An 11,316-nucleotide genomic window follows, 5' to 3' on the forward strand; every position below is an offset into this window, starting at 1 on the left:
CAGCCCCTTCTATGTAAACGGAGTGACCATGTCCCACAACATCCTGCCGACCGTTGCCGAGCTTTCGGGCGAGATGCGCGAGCGCCTTGCCAAGGTCAAGTATGTCTTTACCGATCTGGACGCCACGATGCTCGCCCCCGGCTCGTGCGTGCTGCGCGATAACGACGGCAATCCCTCGACCAAGCTCGTCGAGGCGGTTGTCGCGCTCGCCCGTGCCGGCATCCAGGTGGTTCCCACCTCGGGTCGCAATCGCACCATGATCCATGAGGACGCCCGCGTGCTCGGCCTCAACTCCTACATCGGCGAGATGGGCGGCCTGGTCATGTACGACCTCAAGGCCAACGACTGGGAGTACCTGACGGGCGACATGCCCTACGACCCCGCCTGCGGTCTCACGCCGCACCAGGTGATCGAGCAGACCGGCGTGTGCGAGAAGATCCTTGCCCGCTGGCCGCACAAGATCGAATACCACAACGACATGTCGACCGGCTACAAGTACCGTGAGGTCACCGTCGGCATGCGCGGCGATGTGCCCGACGATGAGGTCCAGGCCATCCTGGACGAGGCCGGCTGCGGTCTGGTCTGGGCTTGCAACGGCCATCTGACTCACCTGTCCAAGCCGACGACGCTCGAGCTTAATCGCGTCGAGGACGGCCGCGCCTTCAACATCAATCCGGCGGGTCTCAACAAAGGCGTTGCCATTGCGCGCTTCTGCGAGCACCTGGGGATCGAGCGCGAGGAGACGCTTGCGCTCGGTGACTCCGAGTCCGACTTCTACATGGCCGACCATGTTGGCATGTTCTGCCTGGTCGAGAACGGTCTGACGAGCGCCGGTGCCCCGGAGTTCTTGGATGCCTGCGACAATGCCTATATTACGCGCGGCAAGATTGTCGACGGTTGGGTGGCAACGGCCGAGCTGTTGGTCGCGGCCCGTTCGTAGCGCGACGCATCACGCATGGTCGCATTTTTCGAGAGAGAATCTGGTGAGGTAATGTCCGATATCGATAATCTGGCCGGGGACACGCGTCCGATCGGCGTGTTCGACTCGGGCCTGGGCGGCTTAACGGTCGCGCGCGCGATCGCAACGGCGCTTCCGCGCGAGTCCGTCTACTATTTCGGTGACACTAAACGCTGCCCTTATGGCACCCGCACCGAGGACGAGGTTCGCTCGTTTGCGCTGCAGGCGGGCCGCTGGCTATCGAGGCACGACGTTAAGATCATGGTCATCGCCTGTAACACGGCGACCGCCGCGGCCTTGCGTCTGGCTCAGCAAGTGCTCGACGTTCCTGTGATCGGCGTGATCGCCCCGGGCGCACGCGCCGCCATCAACAGCACGCGTACGCGTCGCGTGGGCGTGCTCGCCACCAACCTCACCATTCGCTCGGGCGCCTACACGCGCGCCATCCAGGATTTGGATGCTGGTGTCGATGTGTATGGCTGCCCGGCTTCGAGCTTTGTCGAGGTCGTCGAGCACGAGCTCGCCTCGGGCGCGCATCTGCAGGAGCAGTGGCTCGAGAACGAGGATATTTTTGATACGCCAGCCGTTCGCGCGCTGGTCGGCACCACAGTCGAGCCGCTGCACGATCGTGGCATCGATACCGTGGTACTCGGCTGCACGCATTTCCCGCTGCTGGTGGGTCCCATCCGCCATGCGCTAGGACCCGGGGTGCGCGTGGTGAGCTCCGCCGAGGAGACCACCCGCGAGCTGACCGATATCCTCACGCGCCGTGAGCAGCTGGCGGGCGATGCCGCCGAGCCACAGCATCGCTTTGCCACCACGTCTGACAACATTGCCGAGTTTGCGGTGGCGGGTAGCTTTATCTTTGGCCAGCCGCTTAAAAGCATCGAGCATGTCGATATCGACGAACTCGGTTAGGCTCGCAATGTCGCCGGAGGCTTCGCCACATCTTTTGCCGAAAGGATAGTTCCATGGAATACATGCAGGTCAACCGCGCCAACGGCCGCGCTGTCAACGAGCTGCGCCCCGTTAAGCTCACCCGCGGCGTCATGAAGCACGCCCACGGCTCGTGCCTGGCTGAGTTCGGCGACACGCACGTACTGTGCGCCGCCACCATCGAGGAGGGTGTGCCTGGTTGGCGCAAGGGCGCCAAGGCCGGCTGGGTAACGGCGGAATATGCGATGCTACCGGCCTCGACCGGTAAACGCTGCAAGCGCGAGCATGCCAACCGCAAGGGCCGCTCCATGGAGATCGAGCGGCTTATCGGCCGCAGCCTGCGTACCGTCGTCAATATGAAGGCGCTCGGCGAGTACACCGTTACCGTCGACTGCGATGTGATCCAGGCCGATGGCGGCACGCGTACGGCGAGCATTACCGGCGCCTGGGTGGCGCTGCACGACGCCCTTGCCATGTGGGTCGAGGCGGGCAAACTCGAGCGCATCCCGCTCACGGGCCAGGTTGCCGCCATTTCCATGGGCGTCGTCGACGGCAACACCCTGCTCGACTTGGATTATTCCGAGGACAGCCACGCCGAGGTCGACATGAACCTCGTCGCCACCGATTCTGGTGAGATGATCGAACTCCAGGGTACCGGCGAGCAGGCGCCCTTCGACCGCAAGCGTCTCAACGCTCTGCTCGACCTGGGTGACAAGGGTATCGCCGAGCTCATCGAGCTTCAGCGCCAAGCCCTCGCCTAACCTGCCAAAAAGGGACAGGTTTATTTTGGCAGGTTTTATCTGGGAAAACGTCGAAGTATAAGACTGCCGTTGATTGAGACGGGAGAGAGGCCGAAGTCCTCGTCGTCCTCAACTCGTCATTGCTATAGAGACAAAGGAGACCAGCTATGGCACTTGAGAAGATTGACATCGACACCCTCGACCCGGCGGCGACCATCGTCGTGGCAACCGGCAACGCCCATAAGCTCACCGAGATCGAGGCCATTTTGGGCAAGGTCATGCCCGAGGTGCGCTTTGTGGCGCTCGGCCAGCTGGGCGATTTTGAGGACCCCGAGGAAAACGGCACGACGTTTTTGGAGAACGCCATCATCAAGGCGCAGGCTGCGGTCGAGGAGACGGGCCTTATGGCCATCGCCGACGACTCCGGCTTGGTCGTCGATGCGTTGGACGGTGAGCCGGGCGTGTATAGCGCGCGCTATGCGGGCGTGCATGGCGACGATGCCGCCAACAACGCCAAGCTTCTCGTTAACCTGGAAGGCGTGGCAGACGAGGACCGTACCGCGCGCTTTATGAGCGTCGTCGCGCTTATCGATACGGACGGCCTGGTCACCTATGGCGAGGGCGCCTGCGAAGGCGTTATCGCGCACGAGGGCCGCGGCGAACACGGTTTTGGCTACGACCCGCTGTTCCTGCCGGTCGATACGCCGGGCAAGACCATGGCCGAGCTCACGGCGGACGAGAAGAACGCCATCAGCCATCGTTTCCATGCGCTCGAGCATCTGTCCGCCAAGCTGACGGGCGAGGAGTAGACCGTGCGTGCGGTGGTGCAGCGCGTGCTCAACGCCAGCGTGACAGTCGACGGCGAGTGCGTGGGCCGTATTGGACGCGGCTACTTGGTGCTGCTGGGCGTGGGCCACGGCGACACACGCGCCGAAGCCGACAAGCTGTGGGGCAAGCTCCGCGGGCTGCGTATCAACGAGGACGAGAACGGCAAGACCAACTTGGCGCTGGCGGATGTCGACGGCGAGGTGCTCGTGGTGTCGCAGTTCACGCTGTTTGCCGACTGCCGCCACGGCCGCCGTCCGTCGTTTACGGACGCCGGCGCGCCCGATGTCGCTAACGAACTTTACGAGTACTTTTTGACACTCGTCGCTCAGGACGTTGAGCATGTGGCGCACGGTATCTTTGGCGCCGATATGAAGGTCGACCTGGTCAACGACGGTCCGTTCACCATCGTCCTGGACACAGACAATCTTTAGGTTACGCGGTTTTACCAAACCGCGTAACTACTCGACGCTGCACGGCCACCATTCGGCCAATCTGTCGCTCAAACCGTCGCTCGCGTACCAAAGTACGCGTCGCTCCTCTTTCGCGACACCTTGGCTCGAATGGTGGTCGTTCGCTGACGTGAACTGGTCATGTGAGGTTATCGTCTGGTACGTATTTGGGACCGGGCTTTTTTAGCTGCTTGCGTATGGCTGCAACAGGGTGCTATAGTATTAGAGTTTTGTCTATCTTAGGGGTATTATCCCCTTTTTGAATTGCACCCTCTGGAGGCCCTATTCATGGAAGAGATGGAAGTCAATCACGTCGACGACATCCACGAGAAGCTGACCGATATGGTGGGCGATCGCGTCAAGGTTAAGGCCAACATGGGCCGTACCCGCGTCATCGAGCGCATGGGCACCATCAAGAGCGTCCACCCCGCTGTCTTTATCGTTGAGGTTGACGAGCGTCGCGGCCGCAAATCGCGTCAGTCCTACCAGTACATCGATGTCCTTACCGGCCAGGTCGAACTGTTCGACCCCGAGAGCGGCGAACATATCTTTACCCCGCTCGGCAACCAGCTCGAGGAGCACTAACGGTGACCGATCGGTCCCTCATCCTTACCGCGCCGGCAAAGATTAACCTCTATCTGGGGGTTCATACCGAGCGCGACGCCCGCGGCTATCACAGGGTCGATTCCCTGATGGCAGCCGTCGGTCTAGCCGATACCGTGACGGTCACGCCGGCGCAGGCGTTGACCGTCCAGACGGTTCCGGCATCCGATTTTCCCATGCAAAAAAATACGGCCTATCGGGCGGCAATCGCTATGGCCGAGCGTTACGGTCGCGATGCCAACGTGTGCGTGACGATCGAAAAGCGTATCCCGCTGTGCGCCGGCCTGGGAGGCCCCTCGACGGATGCCGCTGCGGTCATCGTTGCCTTGGCCGAGCTGTGGGGTATCGACCGCGCCGACCCCGCGCTCGATGACATCGCTCGCGGTATCGGCGCCGACGTGCCGTTCTTTTTGCACACGAGTCCCGCATTCTACGTCGGCGGGGGAGATGTGCTGGCCACTGAGTATCCTGTGCTTCCGGCGACACCTGTCGTATTGGTCAAACCGCACGAGACGAGCGTTTCAACGGTTGAAGCGTATCGACGATTTGATGAGAGCCCGGTGCCCGCGGAAAAACCCGATGCGATTGCTTCTGTCTTACGCGCCGGCGATGCCGAGGCGGCATATGCGCTCGTTCATAACAATCTGGGCGTCATATCCGCGCAGATGGAGCCGCGGATCCAGGCAGTTCTCGACTGGCTGCGCGCACAGGAGGGAACCGTTGCCGTGGACGTGTGCGGTTCGGGTGCTTGCTCGTTTGCCATTTGCGATACCGTCGCTGCAGCAGCCCATCTTGCGGGAGCTGCCCAGCAAAATGGCTGGTGGGCCTGCGCGACTGAGCTTATTCCCAACACGGTTCAAATCGACGCGCCAAAGAAATAAAAATTTCTCTAGCACGCGACGAAAATCTTTGTTACTATAGTCGAGCTAACGGGTTGTGGCTCAGTTTGGTAGAGCACTGCGTTCGGGACGCAGGGGTCGCTGGTTCAAATCCAGTCAACCCGACCAGAGCATGAGAAGGGACCGCTTCTTGCGGTCCCTTTTTTTAGCTATTGTTGTGATACCGCGGCACCCGCGGTATACTCATTCGAGCTTGTCTCGCTGTATTGTGGAGGTCTACATGTTTGGACTGAGGGCTCCTGAGCTCATCATTATTCTCGTCGTTGTCTTGATCATCTTCGGGCCTAAGAACCTGCCGAAGCTCGGCAAGTCTCTCGGCTCTACCGTCAAGAATATCCGCGAGGGTATGGAGGGCGACGATAAGGGCGAAACCAAGCAGGCCGAGGACGTTGTGGTCGAGGAGTCCAAGGAGGACAAGGAGATCGCAGAGCTCGAGGCCAAGCTCGCTGCTGCCAAGAAAAAGCAGGCAGAGGACAGCGACGCGGACGCAGAGTAGTCCCATCCCTTTGGGGTGAGCACCTGACCGGCTTGCCCGCAGGCTAGCCGGTCTTTTTCGTTTTGTTGACAGTTGATCGTTACATCATAGTTGGGGAGATATCCGTATGGACGCAAGCCAGATCGTACTGACCGCTGAGGGCCGCCAGAAGCTCGTCGAGGAGCTTGCTTGGCGTGAGGGCGATTACGCCAAGGAGATCGTCGAGGACATCAAGGAAGCCCGCGCGTTCGGCGACCTTTCGGAGAACTCCGAGTACGATGCCGCCAAGGACAAGCAGGCCCAGAATGCTGCTCGCATTGCCGAGATTCAGGCCATCCTCGCCAACGCTCAGGTTGCTGCCACCACGGGCGATCTGACCGTCTCCATCGGTTCCACCGTTTCTCTGATCGATCCCAACGGTGAGGTCATGGAAGTCACGCTCGTCGGTACCACCGAGACCAACTCGCTCGAGCACAAGATCTCCAACGAGTCTCCGGTCGGCCACGCCATTATCGGTCACGGCGAGGGCGACTCCGTCGAGGTCGTTACGCCTTCGGGCAAGACCCGCGTCTACACCATCGCAAAGATCGCACGCTAGACCACGGTCCCGCGTAAAGGTATGTTTTCGCTCCCTGGGACCGAATCCTGGGGAGCGTTTTAGTTTGAGGAGCTAACTTATGGCAGAGAACCAGAACGTCGCCGATCAGGCCTCGACGCTCAACGACGAGCGCGCCACGCGTCTGGCAAAGCGCGCCGCCCTGTTCGAGGCGGGCCAGAACCCCTATCCCGAGCACTCCGAGATCGAGGACTATGTCGTCGACATTGAGGCCAAATATGCCGATCTTGCCGATGGCGAGGATACTGAGGACGTCGTGAAGATCGGCGGCCGCGTGGTCGCCAAGCGCGGTCAGGGCAAGATCATGTTTATCGTCGTGCGCGACGCTACCGCCGAGATTCAGCTGTTCTGCCGCATCAACGACATGGACGAGGCAGCTTGGAATACGCTCAAGGCTCTCGACCTTGGCGATATCCTGGGCGTGACCGGCGTGGTTGTTCGCACCAAGCGCGGCCAGCTCTCCGTTGCCCCCAAGAGCGCGACGCTGCTCTCCAAGGCCGTTCGCCCGCTGCCCGAGAAGTTCCACGGCCTCTCCGACAAGGAGACCCGCTATCGTCAGCGCTATGTCGACCTGATTGCCAACGACGATGTTCGCGAGACCTTCCGCAAGCGCTCGCAGATTCTCTCCACCTTCCGCCGCTTCATGGAATCTGACGGCTACATGGAAGTCGAGACCCCCATCCTGCAGACAATCCAGGGCGGCGCCACGGCTAAGCCGTTCATCACGCACTTCAACGCGCTCGACCAGGAGTGCTATCTGCGCATTGCTACCGAGCTGCACCTCAAGCGCTGCATCGTCGGCGGCTTTGAGCGTGTGTTCGAGATCGGTCGCATCTTCCGCAACGAGGGCATGGACCTCACCCACAACCCCGAGTTCACCACGATGGAGGCCTACCGTGCCTTCTCCGACCTCGAGGGCATGAAGGCGCTCGCCCAGGGTGTCATCAAGGCTGCCAACAAGGCCATCGGCAACCCCGAGGTCATTGAGTACCAGGGTCAGACCATCGATCTTTCCGGTGAGTGGGCAAGCCGTCCCATGACCGACATCGTCTCGAACGTGCTCGGCAAGCAGGTCACCATCGACACGCCGGTCGAGGAGCTTGCCGCCGCCGCACGCGAGAAGGGTCTGGAGATTAAGCCCGAGTGGACTGCTGGCAAGATCATCGCCGAGATTTACGATGAGCTGGGCGAGGACACCATCGTCAACCCGACCTTCGTATGCGATTACCCCATCGAGGTCAGCCCGCTTGCCAAGCGTTTTGAGGACGATCCGCGCCTGACGCACCGCTTTGAGCTGGTCATCGCCGGCCACGAGTACGCCAACGCATTCTCCGAGCTCAACGACCCGGTCGACCAGGCCGAGCGCTTTGCCGCCCAGATGGCCGAGAAGGCCGGCGGCGACGACGAGGCTATGGAGTACGACGAGGACTACGTACGCGCCCTCGAGTACGGTATGCCTCCCGCGGGCGGCATCGGCATCGGTATCGATCGCGTGGTCATGCTGCTCACCAACCAGGCTTCCATTCGCGACGTCCTGCTGTTCCCGCACATGAAGCCCGAGAAGGGTTTCCAGTCCGGTGCCGCCGCTGCCAAGGCTGCCGAGGCCGGCAACGCCGCAAGCCCGTTCGTTAAGTCGCTTAAGCCCACGCTCGATTACTCCAAGATCGCCGTTGAGCCGCTGTTCGAGGAGTTCGTCGACTTCGATACCTTCTCCAAGAGCGATTTCCGCGCTGTGAAGGTCAAGGCATGCGAGGCCGTCAAGAAGTCCAAGAAGCTGCTGAACTTTACGCTCGACGACGGTACCGGTACCGACCGCACCATCCTCTCCGGTATTCACGCTTATTACGAGCCCGAGGACCTGGTCGGCAAGACCTTGCTCGCCATCACCAACCTGCCTCCGCGCAAGATGATGGGTATTCCCAGCTGCGGTATGCTGATCAGCGCCATCCACGAGGAGGAGGGCGAGGAGCGCCTCAACCTGATCCAGCTCGACGCTTCCATCCCCGCCGGCGCAAAGATGTACTAGGGGGTTACGCGGGTTTACCAACCCGCGTAACCAGTTGACGCTGCAAGCCCGCCAGAGCGGCAATCTGCCTTTCAACTTCGGCGGCATGACCAAAAGGTCAATGCCGCCTCGTTTCAAGGCACCTTGCTCGCTCTGGCGGGTTTTCGCTGTCGGTGCCATAGCATCGGCGTTGCCTTGGCCGTCAATAGTCATTGGGGGCGTTCTCAAACGACTACCCAACGGCTATTGCACACATGGCTCGCATGACAGCCGTCTCTTTTATGTTTCCTTTAGCCGTCGCTGTCTAGGATGGGGGTTAGTCGATAGGAAGGGAGCACCGGGATGGACGATGCGAGCGAGCGTGCTATCGAAGAGGACATGCTCGATCAGTTCAATTACTTTGATGATGAGGACGAGGAGCTGATCGACCGTCGCGAGCCAGCGCCGCTTGATTCCTTTGATCTGATCGATGAAGAGCCCGACGAGGACGAGGGCGAATCGGCGGAGCCCCCACAGTCTTCGCGCCTTGACTCGCTGCTTTCGAGAGCCCCCATGCACCACGGTGTCCGTGCCGGCGCGCTCCATATGAAAACTGACTGGCACCAGATCGTGACGGCAGGCGATGAACTTGCCGTCGATGCGCCGCTCACCGATAAATCATCCATCATCTGCCGCACCGGTATGCTTATGCTCGCGAGCGGAACGGGTGCCTGGCGCGTGCGCGATACCATGAATCGTGTTGCTGACGTGCTCGGCGTCACGATTCACGTCGACCTGAGTCTCCTGTCGTTTGAGTGCACCTGCATCGAAGATGGCCACTGCTTTAACGAGGTTGTCAGCCTGCCCACAACGGGAGTCAATACCCATCGCATCTGGATGATGGAGAGCTTCTTAAAGGAAATCGAGATTTACGGGCGCCGGTTTACCGTGCACGAATACCACGAGATGCTCAAGACCGTTGAGAGCTCAAAGCCCGATTACGCTCCCTGGCAACAGGGCCTTGCGGCGGCCTGTGCTTGTGGCGCCTTCGTCTTTTTGCTCGGCGGCGGCCCTATCGAGATGGCCTGCGCGTTCGTAGGCGCTGGTGTCGGCAATTTTGCTCGCTCCCATATTCTCAAGCAGGGCCTTGGTCAGTTCAGCGCGCTGACGACCGGCGTTGCGCTCGCTTGCGTTTCGTATCTGCTGGCATTGCTCGGCCTTGGCCAGGTCATACCGGGGGCAATGTCGCACCAAGAAGGCTATATCGGCGCCATGCTCTTTGTGATTCCCGGCTTTCCGCTCATTACGGCAGGCCTCGACATCGCTAAGCTCGACATGCGAAGCGGTATCGAGCGCCTTTCATATGCCGTATCGATTATTGTGATGGCGACCCTCGTAGGTTGGATGGTTGCCGAGTGTGTTGGCCTAGCGCCGGACGACTTTGCCCCACTGGGCCTTTCGCCGCTTGCCCTTACGCTCCTGCGCGTGGTGATGAGCTTCGTTGGCGTATTCGGCTTCTCGGTGATGTTCAACAGCCCGGTAAAGATGGCCGCGGCAGCTGGGTTGATCGGTGCCGTGTCCAATACCCTGCGTCTGACCCTTGTCGATGCGCCGACGATGATTCCCTTCCTGGGCCTCAGCACGGGAATGCCTCCCGAGGCAGCAGCGTTTATCGGCGCGCTGGTATCGGGGCTGCTCGCAAGCTTGGCTGAAGTCAAGCTCACCTACCCGCGCATCGCCCTCACGGTGCCTTCGATTGTCATTATGGTGCCCGGTCTGTATCTCTATCGCTCTATGTATTACATGTGCACCTTCGACACAGTCAATATGCTCGGCTGGTTTGTGCGCGCAGTGCTCATCGTAGCGTTTCTGCCCGTTGGGCTGGGTGTGGCGAGAACTCTCACCGACCCTCGCTGGCGCCACACCAGCTAATTGGTACAAGGGGGACAGGTTACTTTGCACCAAAAGAGTTGCGGTGAAATAGGGACTGAATTGCTGCTTAAAGGGTCAAAACAGTCCGTATTCCACCGCAACTTATGGGGTCGGGGGATTATCGGTGCCCTGCATCTTCATAAACTCAACGCTTACGAAGCGCATGCGTTTCGTGCTAGGCTGGTTCCACCACATAAGTAGTCGCAGACGCACGTACCACGGGCGGGCGAGATGAAGTCCCAACAGCTCCATCTTGCCCGCCCGTTTTTGTTGCGTGGTGCCGCGGCACAACACAGAGAGGAATCTGCCCTTCATGCCTATCAACAAACGAGAGAGCCTGCTGTTCACCTTTATCATGTGCTTTTGCATGGTGCTCTGGATGAGCATCTACAACGTTGCCCTGCAGCATGGGGCCATCAACGGCGAGGTCGTTGCCGCTGCGTGGCTCGGCTTCCCCGTTGCCTACATTTTTGCCATGTGCTGCGACTGGTTCGTCGCCAGCCCGCTCGCCAAGGGTTTCGCCTTTAAGTACTTGGTCACTCCGGGCAAGAGCTCGCCGCTCGCCATGACGCTCGCCGTCAGCTCCTGCATGGTCGTTCCCATGGTCATCATCATGTCGCTGTACGGTGCCTGCGAGGGTCTGACGCACATGCCCGGTGGCATCCTTGCGAACCTGTATTCCGTGCCCGCGATCTGGATGATCAACATCCCGCATAATTTTGTGATGGCGCTGCCGTGGAACCTTTTGGTAGCCGGTCCGATTTCCCACTTCGTCTTCCGTCGCGCCTTCCCTGTGGGGACGGTTTTCGAGGAGGAGCATGCCGAGCTCTTGGAGCAGGCTATGGCTCCTGAGTGCGAGTAGCTCGCTTAGGGATCTGCTGAGCGCGGGCGACTTG

The 11,316-nt window shown here is 60.4% G+C and carries 12 protein-coding genes and 1 tRNA gene; all 13 read left to right on the plus strand.

All coding sequences use genetic code 11. The features are described from left to right. Positions 1-28: 28 nt before the first annotated feature. The 13 genes from AAAX73_RS01995 to AAAX73_RS02055 all read left to right on the plus strand — a co-directional run bounded on the left by AAAX73_RS01995 (position 29) and on the right by AAAX73_RS02055 (position 11,282). Positions 29-940: an HAD family hydrolase gene (locus AAAX73_RS01995; RefSeq protein ID WP_118081037.1), complete on the plus strand. Its 912-nt coding sequence runs from the start codon at positions 29-31 to the stop codon at positions 938-940. Positions 941-991: 51 nt separating this feature from the next. Then, the gene (gene murI, locus AAAX73_RS02000; RefSeq protein ID WP_118081035.1) at positions 992-1,876 is read left to right on the plus strand and encodes a glutamate racemase; all 885 of its coding nucleotides are present in this window, start codon (positions 992-994) and stop codon (positions 1,874-1,876) included. Between the two features lie 53 nt (positions 1,877-1,929). Continuing rightward, positions 1,930-2,655, plus strand: a complete 726-nt coding sequence (gene rph / locus AAAX73_RS02005; RefSeq protein WP_118081033.1) for a ribonuclease PH — start codon at positions 1,930-1,932, stop codon at positions 2,653-2,655. Between the two features lie 146 nt (positions 2,656-2,801). Then, the gene (gene rdgB / locus AAAX73_RS02010) at positions 2,802-3,443 is read left to right on the plus strand and encodes an RdgB/HAM1 family non-canonical purine NTP pyrophosphatase (RefSeq protein WP_118081031.1); all 642 of its coding nucleotides are present in this window, start codon (positions 2,802-2,804) and stop codon (positions 3,441-3,443) included. A 3-nt stretch (positions 3,444-3,446) separates the two neighbouring features. Beyond that, positions 3,447-3,893: a D-aminoacyl-tRNA deacylase gene (gene dtd / locus AAAX73_RS02015; protein ID WP_349124887.1), complete on the plus strand. Its 447-nt coding sequence runs from the start codon at positions 3,447-3,449 to the stop codon at positions 3,891-3,893. Positions 3,894-4,199: 306 nt separating this feature from the next. Beyond that, positions 4,200-4,496 carry a Veg family protein gene (locus tag AAAX73_RS02020; RefSeq protein ID WP_117799674.1) on the plus strand — a complete coding sequence of 99 codons (297 nt, stop codon included), beginning with the start codon at positions 4,200-4,202 and terminating at the stop codon, positions 4,494-4,496. Positions 4,497-4,498: 2 nt separating this feature from the next. Continuing rightward, the gene (ispE, locus tag AAAX73_RS02025) at positions 4,499-5,395 is read left to right on the plus strand and encodes a 4-(cytidine 5'-diphospho)-2-C-methyl-D-erythritol kinase (protein WP_233543014.1); all 897 of its coding nucleotides are present in this window, start codon (positions 4,499-4,501) and stop codon (positions 5,393-5,395) included. Positions 5,396-5,444: 49 nt separating this feature from the next. Then, a tRNA-Pro gene (locus AAAX73_RS02030) sits at positions 5,445-5,521 on the plus strand. 112 nt (positions 5,522-5,633) lie between these two features. After that, positions 5,634-5,909, plus strand: a complete 276-nt coding sequence (gene tatA / locus AAAX73_RS02035; RefSeq protein WP_158554565.1) for a twin-arginine translocase TatA/TatE family subunit — start codon at positions 5,634-5,636, stop codon at positions 5,907-5,909. Between the two features lie 106 nt (positions 5,910-6,015). Then, the gene (gene greA / locus AAAX73_RS02040; protein WP_006234960.1) at positions 6,016-6,486 is read left to right on the plus strand and encodes a transcription elongation factor GreA; all 471 of its coding nucleotides are present in this window, start codon (positions 6,016-6,018) and stop codon (positions 6,484-6,486) included. 79 nt (positions 6,487-6,565) lie between these two features. Next, a complete protein-coding gene (gene lysS / locus AAAX73_RS02045; protein WP_118081027.1) occupies positions 6,566-8,530 on the plus strand; it encodes a lysine--tRNA ligase in 1,965 nt (654 codons plus the stop codon). Positions 8,531-8,851: 321 nt separating this feature from the next. Beyond that, entirely contained in the window at positions 8,852-10,420 is a 1,569-nt protein-coding gene (locus AAAX73_RS02050; RefSeq protein WP_199574366.1) for a threonine/serine exporter family protein, read from the plus strand. Between the two features lie 313 nt (positions 10,421-10,733). Beyond that, entirely contained in the window at positions 10,734-11,282 is a 549-nt protein-coding gene (locus tag AAAX73_RS02055) for a hypothetical protein (protein ID WP_055285230.1), read from the plus strand. Positions 11,283-11,316 lie beyond the last annotated feature (34 nt).

The organism is Collinsella sp. CLA-ER-H9, from assembly GCF_040092295.1.
Lineage (GTDB): Bacteria > Actinomycetota > Coriobacteriia > Coriobacteriales > Coriobacteriaceae > Collinsella.

Excerpts from the sequence above, each read along its gene's own strand:
- AAAX73_RS01995 (WP_118081037.1), top strand. The coding sequence starts at position 29 with ATGTCCCACAACATCCTGCCGACCGTTGCCGAGCTTTCGGGCGAGATG.
- murI (WP_118081035.1), top strand. The coding sequence starts at position 992 with ATGTCCGATATCGATAATCTGGCCGGGGACACGCGTCCGATCGGCGTG.
- rph (WP_118081033.1), top strand. The coding sequence starts at position 1,930 with ATGGAATACATGCAGGTCAACCGCGCCAACGGCCGCGCTGTCAACGAG.
- rdgB (WP_118081031.1), top strand. The coding sequence starts at position 2,802 with ATGGCACTTGAGAAGATTGACATCGACACCCTCGACCCGGCGGCGACC.
- AAAX73_RS02020 (WP_117799674.1), top strand. The coding sequence starts at position 4,200 with ATGGAAGAGATGGAAGTCAATCACGTCGACGACATCCACGAGAAGCTG.
- tatA (WP_158554565.1), top strand. The coding sequence starts at position 5,634 with ATGTTTGGACTGAGGGCTCCTGAGCTCATCATTATTCTCGTCGTTGTC.
- greA (WP_006234960.1), top strand. The coding sequence starts at position 6,016 with ATGGACGCAAGCCAGATCGTACTGACCGCTGAGGGCCGCCAGAAGCTC.
- lysS (WP_118081027.1), top strand. The coding sequence starts at position 6,566 with ATGGCAGAGAACCAGAACGTCGCCGATCAGGCCTCGACGCTCAACGAC.
- AAAX73_RS02050 (WP_199574366.1), top strand. The coding sequence starts at position 8,852 with ATGGACGATGCGAGCGAGCGTGCTATCGAAGAGGACATGCTCGATCAG.
- AAAX73_RS02055 (WP_055285230.1), top strand. The coding sequence starts at position 10,734 with ATGCCTATCAACAAACGAGAGAGCCTGCTGTTCACCTTTATCATGTGC.